The following is a 21,034-nucleotide window of genomic DNA, read 5'->3' as shown; positions in this document are numbered from 1 at the left end:
TGTCGCCGGCATCCGGATCGGTGTCGTTGGTCAGCACGTTGCCGCTCGCAACCGCACCGCCCGAACCATTGGCAACCCCACCCTTCTCGGTCGCGTCACCCGCATCGGCAACCGCCGTTGGTGTCGTGTTGGAGCCCGGCGTGGTGAACATCACGTCGACCCAATAGTTGGTCTGTTCGAAGGTGCTCGTAGGGAAGAGGCTGTTGCTGCCATAGGCATATACGCCGTTGCCACTGGCCGGCGCCGTCAGGGAGCCGCTCGTCACGTTGGAGACGAAGTAGTTGGCGGTTGTCGAATAGTGGCCGGTGTCGGTGTGGTAGGACGCCGTGTAGGTCTGCCCGGCCGTCAGCGCCACCGGGCTCGAGAAGTAGGCGATCTGCCAGCCGCTGGCAGTTTCGTTCGTGAAGGTGAGAGTCGCAAGCCGCGTACCGGTGCTCGACCAGAGTGAACCGGTATGCGTGCCGGTATCCTGGCTGCCCTTGTAAAAGCGAATGCCGGTGACGGTGCCTGCCGCGGAGGTCTGGAATTTGACCCCGAGCTCAACGGCCGACGTATCGTCGGTGTTGACGACAGCCGGCGTCGCCGAGCCGAAGAGCGACGTGTAGCTCGCCCCGGTGACGGTGACCGTGCGTCCCGCCGAAGGGGTCTCAAGGTTGATGCTGTCGTCGACTGCCCGCGACCGGATCGTGTAGCTGCCCGCCACCTGCGGCGACCATGTGTATGTCCAGTTCTCATCGCCCGTCGCCGGATGCCAGCTCGCCCCATTGTCGGTCGAGACCTCGACACCGGCAATGACCCCGCCGCCCGTGTCGGTGGCCGTCCCCGTGATCGTGACTGTGGAGCCAACGGTCGCCGTTGATGGCACGGTGATGATGGAAGTCGGCGCGACGTGATCGGTGGAGCCTGTCGTGGCGACAAGGCCGGACTGCAGCGTCCCGGGCTGAATGCCCATGTCGGCCAGCAGATTGACCATTGCCTGCTGTACGCGGGGATCGGTCGGGGTTGCCTCGTTATCGTGATTGTTGCTTAAGCCCCATGTCCAGTAGACGGTGCCGGCGCCGAACACCAGTGCGCCGCTCGGCGCACGATAGAGCGTCAGATTGTGGGTCGCGGTCGCGTTGCCGGTCGTGTTTCCGTAATCGAGCAAATAGGTGCTGACCGGAAGCGTCGTCGACGACAGCTTGACGAGGCCGGCCGGATCAAAGCCGTTGTCAGGCGCTTCGTCCCATTCGTAGCCAAGATAGTTCTTGGTCAGCGTTGCCGTCTGGCCGGGCTGAAGATTGGCGACGCTGGTATTGCGCCAGAAACGCAGGTTGGCATCATCATATCCAACGGTGATCGCGCTGAGATTGCTGCCGACATCATCGACCTTGAACAACTGTCCGGTCAGCGAGTTTTCCGGGTTTCCGCCGCCGATCGCGGGTGGGCTGAGACGCGGATCGCGGAAGGTACCCGTCCACTGGTTGGAAGGATCGATGCTGGCGCCGGGCGACCAGGTCTCCTTGTAGGAAATCAGGGTCCGATAAGGCGTGCCGTCGGCGCTGTAGGCATTGCCCCAACGGGTGCGCCAATAGACCTCGTTACCGCTCCAGAACATCAGGTTGACGCCCGCATCGCGCGCGGCTTCGACATTCGTCCTCTGCTGACCGGACCAGTATTCGTCATGCCCGGCATCAATATAGGTCTTGTGATTGAGCAGCAGGCTGCCATAGCGGTCGACGTCCACACCTGACAGGTACGAAACATCGTAGCCGTTCTGCTCCAGCCAGTAGATGCCTGCATATTCAGCGCCGAACAGGTAGTCCTGCGGACCGGCATAGGTGCCAACCCCGCCACGGGTCGCAATCGGCCTGTTGTAACTGACAGCATAGGCGCGACCAGCGCCCTGCCCCGTTGCCGGACCATTGCCGCCGTAGAAGTTTGCACCACCCCAGCCGTTATAGGCTTGCCAGGTCTGGTCAGCGGTCTGGAAGACGATATCGCTGTGGCTGTCGTCGTCGCGCACGATGAACGGAATCTGATTTTCGCCGAAGGTGCCGTCCTGTCGCACAAGCTTGGCGATATAAACGCCTGAAACGGCATCTTCAGGCACGGTCCAAGAGGCCGACACGGCCCAATTACCGGCATCCACGGTGCCGGTCGTGGCATTGCGCAACGGATTGGGTTGGTTCTGCACGCCGGTGTGCTGAATGGTCGTGACCTTGCGCGCACCCATGCCGCCATAATAGCCGAGGCGGTAGATATCGATCCGGTAATTGTTGGAATCGGTGTCGATCTTGAAGCTGATCGTCTTGCCGTTATCGACGCTGATATCGGTCGCGAATCCCTCGATATTGGAGCTGCCGGCGCCGTCGATGCCCCACTCGCTCTCCGGATTGCCCTGCAGCAGATTTTCCGCCACGACCTTGTTGGCCGGCGCCGCTGCCGCCGCCAGACTTTGCGTCGCCAAAGACCGCTGCGTGATCGGTGGGGTGGTGACCGAGCCGGAAAGAACCCCTCGACCCTTGGTGCCGGTTAACGTTCCCATTTCTCCGCCGCCGGGCAACGATCCGTTGAAGTTCGACAAATTCGTCGACGTAGCGGTCGCGCGCCAGTTCGAGAGCGGGGATAAGTTGCGATCGAGAAGCGGGTCGCTGACTGATGCGCCGATGGCTCGCTTGATCGTGGCTACATAGTCCGGCCCTTCGGTCAGCCTTGTCCCCGGCAATTGACCATCCTGCTGAAGCAGGGCGCCGCCATGGGCCCAATCGAGAATCCGCGTGGGGGATGTGAAGTAGCCGCAGCCGCAGACACCGAAAGGCATGCCGAACGCCAGTGAATTCGATCCGCCGTGATGTGCAGCCACCGCTGCTGCCGACGGGTTCGATTCGAGGATGACCACCTTGCCGGAGTGAGAGCGCCCGCCCGCTACGGCAGCGGAACCTTGTCCTGATACTGCCGGTCCGGGGCTCTGCGGCAGATACGGGGCCAGGGGATCCTCGCCCATGGTGCCAATGCCGGCATAACTGCGGTAACCATTCGCGTTCTGCCCAAAAGCTGCAAAAACCGGTCCATGGGCCGACAGGACAGACGCGGCTAAGCCTCCGCTTCGAACGCCCGTTTCGCGCGCGGCCGCGAAAGCCTCGGCCAGGGATGGGGACACGGGGTCCAGATCGCTCTGAAGATCTGCTTCGCCGATCGCGTCCACTCTTGATTCTTTATCCTGTCCGCCGAGCGCAGAGCTGTCGTCGGGATTGCCGACAAGGTTGCTTCCCGTGCTTTCGCCCGTTGTCTGCACGGATGTGGCAAGCTGAGCACTATCCTCGGGCCGCTCGGCATTCTTACGAGGCTTTGCCTTTCCACCAACACCCAACCAACGGGGAGCCCACGAATCCAGCAGAAGTGAGCGCGAAGCCCACCGGCGAGCGTTGCGATACATGGCGTGCCCTCTCGCGAAATTGTCAGGACCAAATCTATGAGGATCGTTCGATACGCGGACCTCCAATTATAATCGAAAATGGACGAGTATATCCTACCCATTTTGACCTAGAGGCGGCATCCTTTAAGGCAAACGGGCTTTCGCGCAGAGCCGTGACTTGCCTTTCGCCGAGCGACGAGCGGTGCGACCGTCGGATCTGCTTCGTATTACGAATCGTTGCTGGCAAACTCGGCAAAGCTTGCTGCCTTGGAGACTTAGCAACTGGCAATCAGTCGCTCTCCATTGCCAACTCCTCTTCGCGGAACACAAGTCGCTCTTCCGCGCAACGGGCACCGAGATGATGTCGGGGGCGGGTTCGAACGCTGTGCTGCGGATCCCTCCTCCGAGACGCCGTCCAAAATCGATGCACGGCCTCAAAATTGAGCACCACGACAAGGCCGGGGTCTTTCCCATCCGAAAGAGCTATCGTTTGGCGCAATCTTCGCCCGTTCGGAGTATTGATGCTGAGCCGTAACGATATAGGCTCTGCGCCGCCGTGACAGCATGCCGAATCGAAAGATTTCGGCTGCATGGGAGGGAGCCCTAGCGCGGTCAAAATCTGGAAAAAGCGAGACACTGACATGAGACAATCCATGGAGAGGATCATGGAGCGGCGATTGAGTGCCATCCTCGCTGCCGATGTGGTCGGATACAGCCGGCTCATGGGCATAGACGAGACGGGCACGCTGCAGGCTTTGAACCGCCATCGCTGCGAACTGGTCGACATCCGCATATCCGATTACAAGGGCCGCATCGTCAAACTGACCGGTGACGGCATTCTGGCCGAGTTTCAGAGCGTCGTGAACGCCGTGGCCTGCGCTGCCGAAATCCAGCGCACCATGGCCGTGCGCAATGAAAACGTGGCCAAGGAAGAGCGCGTCGAATTCCGCATCGGCATCAATCTCGGCGATGTCGTCGTCGAAAATGACGATATCTTCGGCGACGGCGTCAACGTTGCCGCGCGTCTGGAAGGTATTGCTCCGGCCGGCGGCATTGCGGTGTCGGCAATCGTGCGGGATCAAGTCGGCACACGCCTCAATCTCGGCTTCGATTTTTTAGGTGAACACGTGTTCAAAAACATCCGGCAGCCGGTGCAGGTTTACACGGTTTCCTTCGACAAGCCGAGCTCTGCCCGCTTCGTCGCGCAGAACCGCAATACCTGTTTCATTGCTGTCCTGCCCTTCACCAACATGAGCGGCGATGCCGATCAGGACTACTTCTCCGACGGCATCACCGAGGACATCATCACCGATCTTTCCAAGGTCTCCAGCCTCCATGTGGTGCCGCGCAATACCGTCTTCACGTACAAGGGCACATCGGTGCGGGTGAAGCAGGTCGCCCAGGAACTCGGCGTGCGTTACATGCTGGAAGGCAGTGTGCGCATCGTCGGCACGCGGGTGCGCATCTCCGGCCAGCTGATTGACACGGCGAACGGTGATCATCTGTGGGCCGAACGCTTTGATCGAGACCTCACCGATATCTTCGCCATCCAGGATGAGATCACCAACGCGATCGTCAGCCAATTGAAGGTGCGGTTGCTGCCGGAAGAGCGCAAGGCCATTGCCGCCGAACCGACGGCCAATGTCGAGGCCTATACCTACTACCTGAGAGGCCGACAGCTCTCCCATAGCTGGACCAAGTCCTATCTGCAGCTTGCCCGGCGCATGTTCTACAAGGCCGTCGAACTGGATCCGGATTATGGCCGTGCCTATGCAGGCATTGCCGATTGCGATGCAGCGATCCGCGACTGGGCCCCCGACGATGTGCCCCTGGAGCGCATCCTCGCCATGAGCGCCAAGGCCCTGGAACTCGATCCCGACCTCGCCGAGGCCCATGCCTCCCGCGGCCTCGCACTGCATCAGAAGGGCGAGGACGACGAGGCAACGGCATGCTTCGAACGGGCGCTATCTCTCGATCCCAACCTCTATGAAGCAAATTTCCACTATGCCCGCATCTTCTTCATGCACGGGAATTTCGCCGAAGCGGTGCATTACTTTAGCCGCGCCGCCGAAATCCGCCCCGACGACTATGTTTCGCCGATCCATCTGATGTCCTCATACCACTCTCTCGGACGGACGGCGGACCGGGAAAGCTGGGCACGAAAAGGCATTGAAAGAGCCGAGCGGGCGCTCAATCAGAATCCGGAAAACTCCGGCCCCGCCCATCGCGGCGCGCTTGCCCTTGCCCATCTCGGCGAAGCAGCGCGAGCCTGCGACTGGGCCGCTCGGGCGAGCGCCATCGATCCCGATGATATCGTCGCCCAATATAATCTCGCCTGCGTCCACTCCGTGCTCGGCCATGTGGAACGTGCGATCGATATCCTGGAGGGCTTGCTGCCCCGCACCTCGGTCTACCATATCAAATGGTTCACTCATGATTCAGACCTGGACAACCTGCGCAAGGATCCGCGTTTCATGAAACTTGTCGCGGAAGCGATGAAGGGGCGGGAACGGATCGAGGCATAGGTCGCGGTAAAAGGACGCTAATGGGAGAGCCGAGCGCGCCTGTGCGCTTGGCTGGCAGGCCGTTCCACGGGATATCAGGCAAGCGGCCTTTTCGCGGCGAGCGCCTATACCAAGGTCCAGTTGGGTGTCTCCGCCACTCTGATATCTCTCCGGGTTGAGAAGCTCAGGGCGAGGCCTAGCTTCCTTTTACCATTCACCTGAAACCCAGAGCCCGGGAGCCTTTCGATGAAATCCAAAGTAGCTGATGTCCTGACAGAGGTGCTGCATTCGGCCGGCGTCAAGCGGATATATGGGGTGGTCGGCGACAGCTTGAACGGGCTCACGGAGGCGCTGCGAAAGAGAGGCGACATCGAGTGGGTTCATACCCGCCACGAAGAGACAGCCGCTTTCGCGGCCGGGGCCGAAGCCCATCTCAGCGGCGAACTGGCCGTGTGCGCCGGAAGCTGCGGCCCGGGCAACCTCCACCTCATCAACGGCCTGTTCGATTGCCATCGCTCACGCGTCCCGGTTCTCGCCATTGCCGCCCAGATACCGTCGGCCGAAATCGGCAGGGGCTATTTCCAGGAAACGCATCCGGACCAGCTTTTCCGGGAATGCAGCCACTATTGCGAGCTTGTCAGCCATCCCGAGCAATTGCCCGCAGTCATCGAAACGGCCATTCGCACCGCCATCGGAAAGCGAGGCGTTGCCGTCGTTGTCATTTCGGGCGACGTGGCGTTGACCGATTTCACGGCGAAGATTTCGACACCGGCCGCACTCACGCTGGCCCAACCGAACGTCGTGCCGGCGAACGATCAGATCGATCGACTGTCGGAACTACTCAATAACAGCTCGAAGGTTACCCTTCTCTGTGGACGCGGCTGCGAAGGAGCGCATGACGAGTTGATCGCCTTTGCGGACCGGCTGAAGGCGCCTGTTGTCCACGCGCTCGGCGGCAAGGAACATGTCGAATGGGACAATCCCTTCGATGTCGGCATGACCGGTCTGATCGGCTTCTCCTCGGGTTACAAGGCCATGCTGGAGTGCGACACGCTTCTCATGCTCGGCACCGATTTCCCATACCGGCAGTTCTACCCAACCGACGCCAAGATCGTGCAGGTGGATATTCGACCGGAGAATCTCGGCCGCCGGGCCTCGCTCGATCTTGCAATCGTCGGCGATGTCAAGTCGACACTGGCGGCAACGCTGCCGAAGCTGACGGAGCGAACCGACAGGGATCATCTCGATGCTTGCCTTGCGGCCTACAGGAAGGCGCGTGAGGGTCTCGACGACCTCGCCACAGGCCGAGAGGGCGGCAAGATTCATCCGCAATATGTGGCACGCCTTCTGAGCGAGCATGCGTCCGACGATGCGGTTTTCACCTTCGATGTCGGAACCCCCACGATCTGGGCGGCCCGCTACCTGAAAATGAACGGAAAGCGTCGCCTCATCGGATCCCTTGTTCACGGATCGATGGCCAACGCACTTCCTCAGGCGATCGGGGCGCAGGCAACATACAAGGGACGCCAGATCATCAGCATGTCCGGCGACGGCGGCTTTGCCATGCTGATGGGCGACTTCCTGACGCTAGTTCAGCAGGACCTGCCGGTGAAGGTCGTCGTCTTTAACAATTCCGTCCTCGGTTTCGTGGCAATGGAAATGAAGGCTTCGGGCTTCCTTGAGACGGGCACCGAACTCAAGAATCCGGATTTTGCGGCGGTTGCCCGCGCAGCTGGCGTTCATGGCATTCGCGTTGAGAGCCCCGCCGAACTCGACGGTGCCATCAGGGAAATTCTGGCGCATCCTGGTCCGGCACTGCTCGACGTCGTCACCAATACCCAGGAACTGTCGATGCCGCCCCGGATCGAAGCAGCGCAGGTGAAAGGTTTCGGTCTTTGGGCCGTTCGCGCGGTGATGAACGGCCGTGGAGATGAACTCGTCGACCTGACGGTCTCGAATTTCCTGTCTCGCTGACATCGAATGCTGCAGTCGGTCGGCGCCGGAATAGCCTGTGGGAAAGAGCCCATCGACGGATCGGCCCCGACCGATATTGTAGCTGCTTGAAGCTTGGTTCAGTTCAGATAGGCATCGCGCCAATCAGCGTTGGAACCGATCGTCACACCGGCCTCGTTGAACAAATGAACGAAAGGCTCGCGGATGACGATCGGTATTCGTGCGCCGGCGGCTGCACGGCTGATGCCGCGCAGTGCCACGGTAAAGCCATTTCCGGTCGCAGTCTCGGCGTGGATGATCGTTTCCGATCCAAGGATTTCGGTGTCGCCGACAGTGATCTCCAGGCTGCCCTCCCCGATCTCGCAATGTTCGGGCCTTACTCCGAACGTGACCGGAGCGCCGTCAGGCAGATCGACCTGCCGACCGGGCAAGGGAATATGGGTGCCGTCCTCCAGCGTAATCCCCATCAGGCCACCAATGCGCGCGATGCGGCCCGTGAGAAGGTTCATGGGCGGCGCACCAAGAAAGCGGGCGACGAAGAGGTTGGCCGGGCGTGCGTATAGCTCGATCGGCGGGCCGACCTGTTCGATGCGGCCTTCGTTGAGCACGACGATCTGGTCGGCCATGGTCATTGCCTCAACCTGATCATGGGTGACGTAGACCATGGTCGACTTCAGCCGCCGATGAAGGCTGATCAGTTCCCCGCGCATCTTCACGCGCAGCTCGGCATCGAGATTGGAGAGCGGTTCGTCGAAGAGAAAGGCCTTCGGTTCCTTGACGATGGCGCGCCCGATCGCGACGCGCTGGCTCTGGCCGCCGGAAAGCTGGCTCGGGCGACGGGCCATAAGGTGCTCGATCTGCAGAATATTGGCCGCCTTGGCGACGCGGGCGGTAATTTCCGGTTTGGCGAGCTTCTGATTCTCCAGGCCGAATTTGAGGTTCTGCTCGACGCTCATATGCGGATAAAGTGCATAGGACTGGAAGACCATCGCCATGCCGCGCGCGGATGGCAGAAGATGGTCGCAGCGCATGCCATCGATACGGATTTCCCCCGACGTGACTTCCTCCAGCCCTGCCATCATGCGCAGCAGGGTCGACTTGCCGCAGCCTGAAGGCCCGACAAAGACGGTGAACGAACCGTCGGCGATAGTCAGGTCGATGCCGTGTATGACTTCGAGACTTTGAAAGGCCTTGCGGACTGCCCTGAGTTCAATACCGGCCATTATGCCACCGTCTTAAGTTCGATCGACTGGCCCGCTGCGATGGACGTCGTGCCCGCAAGACGATGCGTCAGCCCGTCCACCGAGATTTCGGCGGCATTGAGGTTGCCTCCGAGCACCGCGAGAATGAGGCCGTCACCTTCGCGGGTCAATGTGCCGAAAGCGCTGCCGGCTGACCAGAACAGACGATAATCGCCCTGCACTTTCGGTGCGAAGGCGAGCGTGCCCGAGACGAAATCAGCCGTGAGCCCCGAGAAGGCATTGACCAACTGCCAGGCCGACATCGAGCGTGCGTAATAGGAACCGCATTCGATGTCGTTCCAGGGATTGCGGCGGGAACCGTCATGCCGGTTACGCGCACCGCAGACGATATCCATGCCCTCTTCGATAAGGCCGTGCATGATGAGATGCGAGGCAGCCATATATTCGATGCCGGTCCAGACCTCTTCGGCATAGGGAGCCGCGACCATCGGCTGGCGGATGCCTTCAGGATAGGTTGCGATCAAAAGCCCTGCCTCGTCTTCATAGGCATAGTTGCGGCAGGGATTGAAGTGATCCTCAAGCGTCGGGCGGAAATTGTTCCTGTGCACCGATTTCAGCGCGGTCCTCACCTTGTCTACGTCAAGGAACCCGCCGATACCGGCGACCTCGGCATGCCACTGGCCGAGGATCTGATCGGAGATGCAGCCCTCGCCCATCTGATATTTGAGCTCCTGAAACTCCTCCGACCAGTAGGTTTCCATGAAACCGTCGGCGAGGACCCCGGCCGCGCGGCCGACATCGAAGGGTATCAGCACGCCCTTGTCAGAGAGGTCGACCTTCTGGATGAACCAGCGGCCGTTGAAGAGCTCGGAATTGATGTAGGCTGCACCTGCCTTGCCCATGCGCGCCGTCTTTTCCGACAGGTCCGTATCGCCGAGGACCGCCGCCATTTCGGAAACACCGAGCAGGGCCGCCACATACATGGAGGCGAGCCAAGAATTCGGGCCGAACAGTTCCATGTCGAGCGTCTGATGCTGGCGGCCGGAGAGAATACCGGTCTGGTCGGGGTCCCAGCGGTCAGGGTTTTCCGACGACCAGGCATATTCGATCGCCCGTTTGACACTAGGCCAGTAACGGCGGAGCCAATCCGTATCGCCGCAGAGCTTCCAGTCTCGGTAGGTTTTGATGATCGCACCGAAATGGCCGTCGGCGCAGGGGCCGATGATATCGAAGCCGGAACCCAGCGGCAGCTTCTGGCGGAAGGTCAACCCCCCGGTCGGCAACTGATTATAGGTAAATTCGGTCTCACGCAGCGTCCGCTCGATGGCGGGAAAGAGGTGCGAGACCGCCTGCTGGTAATTCCAGACATGGGTGCAGGTTCCCTCACAGGAGCCATCCTGGGCATGCTGGCCTTCCCAGGCCCAGAGCGCGCCATTTTCCAGGCGGATGCAAGTGGCAGTGCGCAGCAGCGCCAGCGTCGCACTCGCCGCATCCTTGACTTCCGCTGGAAGCGTTGTGTCGAACAATCCATCGCGAAAGGCCGCGGTATTCGCATGCAACGTGTCCCAACGTGTTAGCGCCTCGGTGGCGCTTGCGGTGGAATCTGCCCATTGCGTCGCATAATAGTTCGTCCAGCTCGGCGTCGGCCGATCGGGAATGGCGCCATCCGGCTTGTCGCGATAGGCCCAGTAGACATCCCCATGCGGGAAGTTCCATGTGATGACGAAGCGCACTTTCCTGCGTTCGCCAGGGGCGACGGCGAAGCGCGCAGCGATCGTGCCGTGTTCCGGCTGCAGGCTCATGTGTCGAGAGGTGCGAGGCTCATCGTAGTGCCGTTTCGGCAGACGACCGGGTCTTGCAAACTCCTTCCAGTAGACAGAGAGATCATCGAACCATTGGCCCCGATAATGATGGTCCGTATGGTCGACATCGTCAGCGTCCGTTGCGATCGTCAGATCGCCGCGTTGTGTTGCCGACAACGTCGTATCGGACGAAGTCAGATGCAGGCTGCTGATACCGCCTTCCTGCCGGAAGGTATGGATACCGCTGTTCGAGCCGTAATTGCCGAGCGTGCCGGCAAGTGTGTAGGTCAGTTCGTCCGCCGTATCGTTGACGATCTCGAATTCGAACATCGCCACCGGCATCGAGGAATCGCGGTCGTTGTGGGGAATGAAGGGGCTCAATGCCGCCAGCCTGACACCGCCCGGAAAACGCTGATCCCTGAAGACGAGATCGGCGGTCGGGAAGCGGCCGTAGAAATCGACTTCACGGAAATGCGGCACGCCGACCAGCGTCTGGCGGTTGGCGCCATGACCGAAGCCATCGAACATCTTGCGCAGCCCCGGCGCTCCGGAAGGGTTCAGGTCATAGGGCCCGTTCAGCACGCGGGCATCGACGAGTTCCCCATTCTTTTCGGCCTTGATGGCGAAATGCGAGTAGCCGTTATAGCCCTGCAGCGCAGGCCGGTTGCGGATTGACCAATCGATCAGCCGGCCGCTGCCGGAGATAGACAGGCCGCCGGAGCCGATGCCGCCGAGCGGAAAGGCGATATAGCGCGTGCGCTCGCCCTTATAGGCAAAGCGGGGTTCGATGGAGGCGAGATCATCCCACATGAAATCAATATCCCTGATGTTAGTTCTTGATACCGCTCATCGTGATGCCTTCGATCACGAATTTCTGGGCGAGGAGAAAGAGGAGAACGACGGGCAGGATGGACATGCTCATTGCGGCCATCACGACCGAGAGATTGCCTGACGCCATGTAGCCGCGCAGCACATCCATCGCGACCGGCAGTGTCAGCGATTCATTCGAGCTCAAAAGCACTTTCGCCTGAAAATAATAGTTCCAGGTCTGGGTGAAGGTGATGATGCCCAGCGCCGAGAGCGCCGGGCGAAGCTGTGGCAGTGATATCCGCCAGAAGATCTTGAAATAGCCGGCACCATCCATAAGCGCCGCTTCTTCCAGTGCCTTCGGCTGACTGAGCATGAATTGCCGCACCAGGAAGATGCCGAAGCTGGAGGTGAGGTACATGAGCGCCAGCCCGATCGGCTTGTCGAGCAGGCCGAGGCGCGCATAACCGAGATAAATCGGCAGGATCGTCACCTGTGCTGGAAACATCAGCCCGATGAGCAGGATGAAGAACAGGGTGTCACGGCCGCGGAAATTCAGCCTGGCGAAGGCGAAGGCGGCGAGCGTGCAGGTCACCATCTGGCCAACGGTGACGATGACGGCGATCATCACCGAATTGAAGTAGATTTCCAGGAACGGCACACGCGAGGCCAGCACCTGCCGGTAGTTGGTGAGATCGAAATTCGGCGGCAGGAAGCTCGGCGGCAGCTTGTAGGCATCCGAAACCGGACGGAACGACATCGAGAACAGCCAGAGGAACGGCAAGAGCATGCCGATCGCCATCACCACCATGGTTGCGATGATCGCCCAGTCGATCCAGCGTCGGGCCGCGCGCGTCTGCATCACATTGTTCATTGCTGCACCCACTTACGCGAGAGGATCTGCTGGATTGCCGTGATGATGAGGATGATCACGGTCATGACGACAGAGATCGAGGCCGCATAGCCGATCTGGAAACTGCCGAAGCCCTCCTCGACGATCTGGATAGACAGCGAGCGCGTGGCGTCGCCCGGACCGCCCTGTGTCAGGATGACGATCGATTCGAACACCTGCAGAGCACCGATCGAGGCATAGACGATGCAGAAGAAAACGACGGGCGAGATATAGGGCAGCGTGATGCGGAAGAACTGACGCCAGGCCGGCGTCCCGTCCATCACAGCCGCCTCCAGGATGTTCTTCGGTACACCCTGAAGGGCGGCGATGAAGATGATCATGAAGAAGCCGGTATTCTTCCAGACGTCCATGATGATGATCGAGGTCATGGCCTGGCCGGCATCGGTGAGCCAGCGCACGCCAGGAAGGCCAATGAGCCGCAGGTAATAATTGATGACGCCAAGATCATCGCCGTAGAAATAGGTCCAGACGATCGAGACAAAGGCGGCAGCGATGATGACGGGCAGGAAGAAGGCGAGCCTGAAGAAATAGAGCAGCCAGCCCGGCATCGCGCGGTTCAGTGCCAGTGCCAGCACAAGCCCGATCGACACGTTGAACGTGACGGCAAAGAGTGCGAAGCGCAAGGTGTTCCAGAGGATCTGAAGCGAACGCTGATCGGTGAAGAAGCGAATGAAGTTGTCGAAACCGACCCATTGCGAGCCGAGCATGGGATCGTAATAGGCAAAGGCGAGGATCGTCGTGACGATGACCGGCGCGATGACGAAAGTCAGATAAAGCGCTGTCGCTGGCAGCACGAAGAGGTAGCCGGTTGCAGCCTGCGCACGGCGGAGCTGCGATGTCTGGCGTCTTTCAATGGTCGCGGTCATGGCACCTGGTTCGGATAGCGGACATGGTTTGTCATTCGCCGCGCCCGGAATGGCAGATGCCGTCACGGCAACCTGCCACCCGGCCGCGACGGCGGGAGGAAGATCGTGAGAACCCTTGATCGATCAGCCGCCCATGCGCTTCTTCAGCCGTTCGAAGGAAGCGTTGAGCTCGGCATCCGCCTGCTTCACGCCGTCGGCGATCTTGACTTCGCCGGCCATCATCGCCGTGTAATAGCGGATGAAGATCTTCTCGACCTCCTGGAAATTGGCGGGAGACGGCACGGCCTTGGTGTTCGGCAACGTCTGGTAATAGAGCGCGGCACTCGGCGGGAAGCTCAGGAAGCCGGGCGTCTCGGCAGCCGACTTCCGGCCGGGAACACCACCACCCTTCTCACCTTCCTCCTTCTGCGTTTCCGCGCTCGTCAATTCGAGGATCAGCGCCTTGGCAAGATCCGGCTGCTTGCTCGTCTTGGCGACGGCATAACCGCCGAAGCCGATCACGGTCGTGTCGGTTGCCTTGCTCGGCGGAATGGCGACATCCATGTTGAGCTTGTTGTTCTTGGCACTCTGGATGATCCAGTGACCGCGGCTGATCATGGCCACCTGGCCGGCCATGAACTGATTGTCCATCGTATCCTTGCCGGGGATTGGCGAGACGCCATCGACGTGGATGAGGTCATGCAGGAATTGCAGACTTTCGGCGACCTTGGGGTCGAGCATGTTGGATGCCGTCCACTCGTCGTTGATGACGCCCGTACCATTCGAGAAGAACCAGGGCTGGATGAAGAAGTTCTGGTTCGGCACTTCATACCCGAACTGGGTAACGTTGCCGGAGGCATCCTTGATCGTCAGCTTCTTGGCGACATCGCGGAACTCATCCCAGGTCCACTTGCCGTCCTTCGGATAGGCAATGCCGGCCTTGTCGAACAGATCCCTGTTGTAGTTGATCATGATGTTGTTCCAGCCGATGGGGATATAGTTGATATCCCCCTTGTAGCTCGACTGCTTGAAGAGGCTCGGAGCGAAGTCCGAGAAGCCAGGATTTGCGGCAACGAAATCGTTGAGTGGCAGAAAGAGGCTGCGCGACGAGAAGCTCTGGAAGGTCTCGATCGCCGTGCCATAGACATCGGCCTGCTGACCGGAATTGAACTGGCTGAAGACCTTGGTGACGTAGTCGCCCCAGCCCGTCGAAATCGGGTCGACGGAAAGCTCGACCTTGACGTTCGGGTATTTCTTGTTGAAACGCGCAATGGCGTTGGTCATGGCCGATAGCTCGGCGTCACCGCCGAAGCCCTGCATCTTCAGGGTCGCCGTGACATCCGATTGCGCGAAGGCGCGCCCGACACTTGCGCCGACGGCAAGAGCGGCAGACGAAATCAGCAGCGAACGCCGCGAGAACTCATGCATGTGATCCTCCCTGATGCGCCTCCTCCGGCGCGTTGCCACGTATCCCGGCCTCCACCGGTCGAAACGTTTCGTGTATTCCTACTGAAATATTGCGGACCCAGTTCCTCCCCGGTCCCGCATGGCGTCATTTGCTTAGTCGAAACGTTTCGTATAAGAGCATCAGAACGGCCCGGTGGCAAGAGGGCCTGAGAAAAAGCTCCGGAGGATGCATGGCCACCATCAAGGATGTGGCGAAACGAGCGGGTGTCGCCATATCGACGGCATCGGCGGCACTCAATCGTTCAGCGCCCGTCAGCGACGAGGTGATCGCCAAGGTGGAGGCCGCTGTCCGCGACATCGGTTATATCCCGCATGGCGGCGCGCGCAGTCTGCGCATGGGCCGCTCCCGGCTGATCGGTCTGATCCTGCCTGATATCACCAACCCGCATTTTGCCAAGGTCGCCAAGGTCGTCGAGTCCGCCTGCCTCAATGCCGGCTACATGGCGGCGGTCTATTCGACGAGCGAGGATCACGACCGCGAGCAGCAGATCCTGACCATGATGCGCATGCAGCGCGTCGAAGGGCTCATCATCATTCCGACACGCTCGGATGCCGAGCATGGCGCCCGCATGGTCGACAAGATCCATGTGCCGACGATCCTGCTCGACAGTTTCATCGAGGGCCTGCCCTATGACGTGATCAAGCTCGACAATATCGCCGCCGGCCGCATGGCCACGGAACATCTGATCAGCCTTGGCCACAGACGGATCGCCGTCACTGCCGGGCGCGCCAACATCATCACCGGTGAAGATCGTCTTGCTGGCTATATGCAGGCCCATGCCGCCCATGGCCTGCCTGTTGATCCGGGGCTGTTGCTTGAGGGGCGTTTCGACCAGGCGCGCGCGCATGACAGCACGATCCGCCGCATGCGCGAACCTGATCCGCCGACCGCGATTTTTGCATTATCGAACATGATGACGCTCGGCGTCCTGAATGCGCTGCGCGAATTGGGTTTCAGAGTGCCTGATGACGTCTCGGTCATCGGGATAGACGATTTCGATTTTGCTAACATCATGAATCCGCCGCCGACAGTCGTTGCCGCCCCGGTGCTCGATATGGCGCAGCAGGCCATCTCCACCCTTCTCAGCGAGATCTCCAGCAGGACGCCGCCAAGTGGCGCGCGGACGATCTTTTCCCCAAACCTGATCCTTCGTGAATCCTGCGCTGCACCGGCGGGTGAGCGGGCTAAAGGATGAGCTGAGAAGTCCAGAACGAAAGTCGACCCGACACCGCATGCCGTTGCGCGCGCTTCATAAAAGCATCATGCGCATTTGCAATGAGAAACACCGAACCGCCTGCCATCCCCAGTCATCACACGGATTGTCTTCATGAAATCGTCTTCGACCGCCGCGCGCCTGTCACCGGCAGCCTCGCCCCGCCTTCTCGTACTCGCCGAAACAGCCCTCAAGGCAGGGGAGACGGCGCGCAATGGGCTCAGACGGCGTACGGCCGCCGAGATGGTCCACAAGGCACCGCGCGACTACCAGACGGAAATCGATGTCGCGGTCGAGCGGATCATCGTCGAGGAAATGATGAGTGCGTTTCCGGTCTATGCGATCAAGGGCGAGGAAGAGGTCGGTAACCGACAGGGCGGCGCGGACGCGCCGGTCATCTATATCGACCCGATCGACGGCACGACCAATTTCGCCTGGGGCATCCCGCATTTCGGCATGACGATCTCGATCGCCGAGGCCGGCCGCGTCGTCTCAGGCGTCGTCTATGACGCCATGCAGGACGAGCTCTTCAGTGCAGAGGCCGGCGGCGGCGCCTGGCTGAACGGCGAGCAGATCCATTGCGCTGAGGTGGCCGATATCCAGAACGTGCTCGTTGGCGCCGGCCTGCCGATCCCCGGCCAGGTCAAGGCGCTCCCGGAAGAGCTTTATTTCGACGCCGTCAAGCGGCTGATGGCCAATACCGCCGGCGTGCGTCGGCTCGGTTCGGCAGCGCTTTCGATCGCCTATGTCGCCTGCGGCCGACTGGACGGCTTCTTCGAGGACGGCCTGTCGGTCCATGACTTCGGTGCCTCGGCACTCATGGTCGAGGAAGCAGGCGGTGTCGTCACACGGTTTTCCGGCGCGGCTGTGACCGGCAAAGGCGACATCCTGGCAGCAAGCAAGCCACTCTATCCCTGGCTGCGGGAGGGTTTTCAGCCGAAAGCCTGAGACCGTTCAAGCCGTATGGAGCGCCTGCATTATCGCAGCCGCCTGTGCGCCAGCCGACTGGTGAATCAGCGCATTGTCGCGGAAGGCGAAGAAGCCCGAGCAGCTGGGAGCGACGGTCATTCCGGCCCGGATCATATCGCCCGGCGCAACCATCGCCTTCAGCCTGACGCCATCGGCGAGATCGATATCGACGATCTTGTGCGTACCGAAGTCGGTGACGCGGTGGACGATTGCACCTGCCGCTCCGCTGGCCGGATGCACAGTCAGGGCTTCCGGGCGCATCGCAAGCATCACGGGACCATTTGCGACCGGAATGGAAAAACCGAAAAGCGGATGCGTGCAGATCCCATCCCGGATCTCGCTCTCGACGAAATTCATCGAGCCGATAAAGCCGGCGACGAAAGCCGTCTGCGGTTCGCGGTAGATGACGCTCGGCGGCGCCACCTGCTCCGTTCGGCCGTCGCGCATGACGACGATGCGGTCGGCAAGCGCCAGGGCTTCATCCTGGCCGTGGGTGACGAACAATGTCGTGATGCCGAGCCGCTGCTGGATGTCGCGCACTTCCTCCCGCAGCCGCTCGCGCAAATGCTGGTCGAGACTGGCGAAGGGTTCGTCTAGCAGCAGGATCTTGGGCTCGAGGACGAGCGAGCGGGCAAGTGCGACACGCTGCTGCTGGCCGCCGGAAAGCTGCGTCACCGCGCGCTTCCCGTAATCTGCGAGACCGACGAGAGCGAGGGCATTCTCGACGCGCTCTCGAATTTCAGTCTTTGGCAGGTGCCGCAGTTTGAGGCCGAAGGCGATGTTGTTGAAGACATCCATATGGGTCCAGAGCGCATGGCTCTGGAAGACCATGCCGGTTGGGCGCCGTTCCGGCGGCAGGGTCGTCACATCCCTGGCGTCGATGCGGATGCTGCCGCCGGTCGGCCGCTCAAAACCGCCGATCATACGCAGCAACGTCGATTTGCCGGAACCTGACGGGCCGAGCAGGCAGACGAGCTCGCCATCACCGACCTCAAGCGAAAAATCGCTGACGACAAAGGTATGGCCGAAGCTCTTCGAAACGCCTTCGATCGCCAGATGTGCCATTGTTAAATCCTTTCTGCCGGCGCTCAGGCGCCGAAGCCCCGCGCAAAGGCGCCGGTCCCGATGACGCGCCGCGCAAACATCAATGCCGCAAAGGACGGCACCCAAAGCATCACGGAGAGGACCGCACCGTATTGCACGACGATCTGGTTGTTGATGAAGCTGATCATCAGCACCGGCATGGTGCGGATCTCCGGCGCACCGATCAGCCAGGCGCCTTCCGTCTCGTAAAAGGTGCCGACGAAGGTCAGGAGCAGGGCCGCTGATATGGTCGGAGCGGCCTGCGGCAGCGTGATCGACCAGAAGACGCGAAGGGGCGTAGCGCCCGCGTCGCGCGCGGCCTGCTCCATGCGCCGGTCGACATTCTGGAAAGCCGCGACCGGGATCCAGATCATCAGCATCAGCGTGCCGACGAGCTGGATCAACACCACACCCCAGAAGGTACTGATCAGACCGAGTTGCAGGAAGATGCCGGCAATCGCCACCAGCAGGCCGAATTTCGGAAAGGCATGGGAGGCAAGAAACGAGAGAAACAGGATGTTGCGGCCGGGAAAGCGCATCCGAGCAAAGGCATAGGCCGCCGGAAGACAGATGATCGCAGAGAGCAGCGTTACCGTCGCCGTCAGCCGCAAGCTGAGGAATAGCGCATCCCAGACATCCTTGCGAGCGAGCGTCTGCGACCAGAAACGCAGGCCGAACTGCTGGGGAATGACGGAAGGGTAGCGCCAGATCTCGGTGAAAGCCCAGGTCGCGACGACCAGCAGCGGCAACGCGATGAAAAGCGTCAGCAGCAATGCCAGCAGCAGCCCCGTCCAGTCGAATTTCAGAGCTGGCGACTGAGGCATCATCGGCCCTCGCGGTTGCGGGCGATCGACCAGACATAAAAGATGCCGAAGAGAAGGCAGAAGCCGAAGCTGATGACCGCCTGTGTCAGCGCGTTCAGCGGGTCATTCATATCCGCGAAGGTGCGCTGCATGAAGGGTCCCATCATCTCCGGCGAGGCGGGGCCGAGCACGTAGGGCAAGGTGAAAGCCGAGAATATGCCGAGAACGGCAAAGGAAGCGGTCACCAGCAGCGAGTTGCCCATGCGCGGCAAGATGATCGAGATGAAGACCCTTGGAGGCGTCGCGCCGACATCGCGAGCCGCCTCGATGGAACTGTTGGAAACGGACGTGAGCCCGGCCGTCAGCATCAGCACGGTCAAAGGCAGATTGTCCCAGACAAGCCCGATGACCGGCCCCCAGGGCGTCAGATAGGGGCTCGGCAGCTTTGGCAAGCCGACGGCATTGAGCAGGATGTCGACCGTGCCGTTCGGTCCGATCGTGCGGATCAGCGCATAGGAGAGAATGATCGAAGGAACGAACATCGGAAAGATCGCGAGACCCTGCACATAGCCGGCAAGGCGACTGCCGGAAAAGCGCAGATAAAGCGCAATCGGAAGGCCGATCGCAAGCAGGAGCAGGCCGCAGACAAAGGTCGTCCAGAGCGTCAGCCAGAGATTGTTCAGGCTGTAGGCGTCGCTGAAGAAGAAATGGTAGGAGGCGAGCGAAAACGCAGTCGTTCCGTCAGGTTGACGCACGAAAATGGTCGTGGCAACCGCCGAAAAGATCGGAAAGATGATCAGCCAGCCGACCAGAAAGACCGGCATGCCGACGAGGAGGAGCCCGTAAAGGCTCCCCCTGCTGAGAGGCTGAGCACGGTCTATGACCGCAGGCTGCGCCGTATCGACCGTCATCAGGTGCGACTGATACCGGGAGCGACGGTACGGTACCAGCCATCGTTGATCGCCTTTTCCCAATCGCCGCCCGGGAAGGTCGGGATGGTCGCCGGGATGACGTCGGCATATTTCTTGCGCAGATCTTCGGAAATGTGATCCCAGGAAACGCCCGGGAAACCACCGATTTCGGTAATGATAGCTTCCTGCATCTCGCTCGTCAGCATGAAGGCGGCGAGCTTGAGGGCGGCATCCTTGTTGGCGCCGTTGGTGAAGATCGTCATAGCCGAAAAACCGCCGCAAAGCGCGAGGTCAGAAAGCTGCACAAGGCCGGTCGTCTCGGGCAGAACGCCCTGAGAAATCGCCTGCAGGACCTGGTCGGACCAGACCGGAGCCATGGTCACGACGCCCTGGGAGAGCAGCTGGATCGACTGCGTGTTGCCGGCGGTATAGGCGCCCTTCTGATAGAGCGACGGCGCGAGATCGTTGAGGATCTTCCAGGCCGGCGTCAGCGACTGCTCGGCAAAATCGGCAGTGAAGTTGTCGATCTTGAATTTCTTCGGGTCGCGGCCGTTGGCTTCATGAATGGCGCGGCGAACGAAATTGCCGCCCGAACCGCCCTTGTCCGGACGGTTGTAGATGAACTGGCCGGGATTGGCCTTGATCCAGGCCGTCAGCTGTTCCCAGGTCTTCGGCGCATCCTTCGGATCGAGCTTGGTCTTGTCATAGGCGAGCAGAACCTGCGAACCGCGATAGGGCAACGAGTAGGGCGTGTCGATAGCGAGCGGATTGACGCGGTCGAAGCCGGGCACGTTCTCAGCGGAGAACTTTACCCAGAGACCGGCATCGATACCGCCGGCCGGAAGGCGCGGATCGAAGGATTCGAAGAGGTCGGCCTGCGGATCGGTCTTGGTCTTAAGCGCAGCGAGAGCGCGGTCGCCGATGGCGCGAAGGCCGTTGTTGTCGCCGGCATCGGTAACCTTCAGCGCGACTTCCGGATGCGCCTTTTCGAAAGCCGGACGGATGATGTTGTTCCACAGGTCGATGATATTGGAATCCGACCCGCTGTAGAGGTCGATCGTGCCTGCGGCGGCCGAGGCAAAGCGCGGAAGGGCGAGAAGGCTCGCAGCCGCCGACGATGTGATCAGAAATTCGCGTCTATTCATACCCTGTCTCCCTTCACTG

General features: G+C 60.7%; 14 protein-coding genes. 4 read left to right on the top strand and 10 right to left on the bottom strand.

The genetic code is table 11. The annotated features are described in order from the left end of the window. Window positions 1-3,418: N,N-dimethylformamidase beta subunit family domain-containing protein (locus FHT93_RS24595; RefSeq protein WP_246781720.1), on the bottom strand; the 3,418-nt coding region annotated here is incomplete at its 3' end. Between the two features lie 644 nt (window positions 3,419-4,062). On the opposite strand from FHT93_RS24595, the gene FHT93_RS24590 reads away from it, so the two are divergent. Further along, on the top strand, window positions 4,063-5,922 hold the full coding sequence (locus tag FHT93_RS24590; RefSeq protein WP_018114467.1) for a tetratricopeptide repeat protein: 1,860 nt from the start codon (window positions 4,063-4,065) through the stop codon (window positions 5,920-5,922). Window positions 5,923-6,147: 225 nt separating this feature from the next. Beyond that, window positions 6,148-7,875, top strand: a complete 1,728-nt coding sequence (gene poxB / locus FHT93_RS24585) for a ubiquinone-dependent pyruvate dehydrogenase (protein ID WP_183849843.1) — start codon at window positions 6,148-6,150, stop codon at window positions 7,873-7,875. 98 nt (window positions 7,876-7,973) lie between these two features. Here the strand turns inward: poxB and ugpC are convergent, their stop codons facing one another. The 5 genes from ugpC to FHT93_RS24560 form a co-directional block, all read right to left on the bottom strand. Then, window positions 7,974-9,077 carry a sn-glycerol-3-phosphate ABC transporter ATP-binding protein UgpC gene (ugpC, locus tag FHT93_RS24580; protein ID WP_183849841.1) on the bottom strand — a complete coding sequence of 368 codons (1,104 nt, stop codon included), beginning with the start codon at window positions 9,075-9,077 and terminating at the stop codon, window positions 7,974-7,976. After that, window positions 9,077-11,668 carry a GH116 family glycosyl-hydrolase gene (locus tag FHT93_RS24575; protein ID WP_183849839.1) on the bottom strand — a complete coding sequence of 864 codons (2,592 nt, stop codon included), beginning with the start codon at window positions 11,666-11,668 and terminating at the stop codon, window positions 9,077-9,079. Before FHT93_RS24575 ends, ugpC begins: the two co-directional genes overlap by 1 nt. Window positions 11,669-11,687: 19 nt before the next feature. After that, window positions 11,688-12,539, bottom strand: a complete 852-nt coding sequence (locus FHT93_RS24570) for a carbohydrate ABC transporter permease (protein WP_183849837.1) — start codon at window positions 12,537-12,539, stop codon at window positions 11,688-11,690. Next, complete coding sequence (locus tag FHT93_RS24565) at window positions 12,536-13,444, bottom strand: sugar ABC transporter permease (protein WP_183849835.1); 909 nt, start codon at window positions 13,442-13,444, stop codon at window positions 12,536-12,538. Before FHT93_RS24565 ends, FHT93_RS24570 begins: the two co-directional genes overlap by 4 nt. A gap of 123 nt (window positions 13,445-13,567) precedes the next feature. Next, window positions 13,568-14,851 (bottom strand): sugar ABC transporter substrate-binding protein, encoded by a 1,284-nt coding sequence (locus FHT93_RS24560; protein WP_183849833.1) that lies wholly within the window; start codon window positions 14,849-14,851, stop codon window positions 13,568-13,570. Between the two features lie 209 nt (window positions 14,852-15,060). On the opposite strand from FHT93_RS24560, the gene FHT93_RS24555 reads away from it, so the two are divergent. Continuing rightward, window positions 15,061-16,086 (top strand): LacI family DNA-binding transcriptional regulator, encoded by a 1,026-nt coding sequence (locus FHT93_RS24555; RefSeq protein WP_183849831.1) that lies wholly within the window; start codon window positions 15,061-15,063, stop codon window positions 16,084-16,086. Between the two features lie 132 nt (window positions 16,087-16,218). Continuing rightward, window positions 16,219-17,052 (top strand): inositol monophosphatase family protein, encoded by an 834-nt coding sequence (locus FHT93_RS24550; protein ID WP_183849829.1) that lies wholly within the window; start codon window positions 16,219-16,221, stop codon window positions 17,050-17,052. 6 nt (window positions 17,053-17,058) lie between these two features. Here FHT93_RS24550 and FHT93_RS24545 read toward each other — a convergent pair whose 3' ends face one another. The 4 genes from FHT93_RS24545 to FHT93_RS24530 are packed head-to-tail and all read right to left on the bottom strand — an operon-like array spanning window position 17,059 to window position 21,015. After that, on the bottom strand, window positions 17,059-18,138 hold the full coding sequence (locus tag FHT93_RS24545) for an ABC transporter ATP-binding protein (protein WP_183849827.1): 1,080 nt from the start codon (window positions 18,136-18,138) through the stop codon (window positions 17,059-17,061). A gap of 23 nt (window positions 18,139-18,161) precedes the next feature. Beyond that, the gene (locus tag FHT93_RS24540; protein WP_183849825.1) at window positions 18,162-18,983 is read right to left on the bottom strand and encodes an ABC transporter permease subunit; all 822 of its coding nucleotides are present in this window, start codon (window positions 18,981-18,983) and stop codon (window positions 18,162-18,164) included. Further along, complete coding sequence (locus FHT93_RS24535) at window positions 18,980-19,870, bottom strand: ABC transporter permease subunit (protein ID WP_018115320.1); 891 nt, start codon at window positions 19,868-19,870, stop codon at window positions 18,980-18,982. The genes FHT93_RS24540 and FHT93_RS24535 overlap by 4 nt, the downstream gene beginning before the upstream one ends. Further along, window positions 19,870-21,015 carry an extracellular solute-binding protein gene (locus FHT93_RS24530; RefSeq protein ID WP_112971503.1) on the bottom strand — a complete coding sequence of 382 codons (1,146 nt, stop codon included), beginning with the start codon at window positions 21,013-21,015 and terminating at the stop codon, window positions 19,870-19,872. The genes FHT93_RS24535 and FHT93_RS24530 overlap by 1 nt, the downstream gene beginning before the upstream one ends. Between the last annotated feature and the right edge of the window lie 19 nt (window positions 21,016-21,034).

This window comes from Rhizobium sp. BK379 (assembly GCF_014193955.1).
In the GTDB taxonomy this organism is placed as follows: Bacteria; Pseudomonadota; Alphaproteobacteria; order Rhizobiales; family Rhizobiaceae; genus Rhizobium.
Note: the sequence above shows the minus strand (reverse complement) of the source record. Positions and strands in the feature narration are given on the sequence as shown.

Bases quoted from the DNA above. Each gene is read 5' to 3' on its own strand.
- FHT93_RS24590 (WP_018114467.1), top strand. From the start codon at position 4,063: ATGGAGCGGCGATTGAGTGCCATCCTCGCTGCCGATGTGGTCGGATAC.
- poxB (WP_183849843.1), top strand. From the start codon at position 6,148: ATGAAATCCAAAGTAGCTGATGTCCTGACAGAGGTGCTGCATTCGGCC.
- ugpC (WP_183849841.1), bottom strand. From the start codon at position 9,077: ATGGCCGGTATTGAACTCAGGGCAGTCCGCAAGGCCTTTCAAAGTCTC.
- FHT93_RS24575 (WP_183849839.1), bottom strand. From the start codon at position 11,668: ATGTGGGATGATCTCGCCTCCATCGAACCCCGCTTTGCCTATAAGGGC.
- FHT93_RS24570 (WP_183849837.1), bottom strand. From the start codon at position 12,539: ATGAACAATGTGATGCAGACGCGCGCGGCCCGACGCTGGATCGACTGG.
- FHT93_RS24565 (WP_183849835.1), bottom strand. From the start codon at position 13,444: ATGACCGCGACCATTGAAAGACGCCAGACATCGCAGCTCCGCCGTGCG.
- FHT93_RS24560 (WP_183849833.1), bottom strand. From the start codon at position 14,851: ATGCATGAGTTCTCGCGGCGTTCGCTGCTGATTTCGTCTGCCGCTCTT.
- FHT93_RS24555 (WP_183849831.1), top strand. From the start codon at position 15,061: ATGGCCACCATCAAGGATGTGGCGAAACGAGCGGGTGTCGCCATATCG.
- FHT93_RS24550 (WP_183849829.1), top strand. From the start codon at position 16,219: ATGAAATCGTCTTCGACCGCCGCGCGCCTGTCACCGGCAGCCTCGCCC.
- FHT93_RS24545 (WP_183849827.1), bottom strand. From the start codon at position 18,138: ATGGCACATCTGGCGATCGAAGGCGTTTCGAAGAGCTTCGGCCATACC.
- FHT93_RS24540 (WP_183849825.1), bottom strand. From the start codon at position 18,983: ATGATGCCTCAGTCGCCAGCTCTGAAATTCGACTGGACGGGGCTGCTG.
- FHT93_RS24535 (WP_018115320.1), bottom strand. From the start codon at position 19,870: ATGACGGTCGATACGGCGCAGCCTGCGGTCATAGACCGTGCTCAGCCT.
- FHT93_RS24530 (WP_112971503.1), bottom strand. From the start codon at position 21,015: ATGAATAGACGCGAATTTCTGATCACATCGTCGGCGGCTGCGAGCCTT.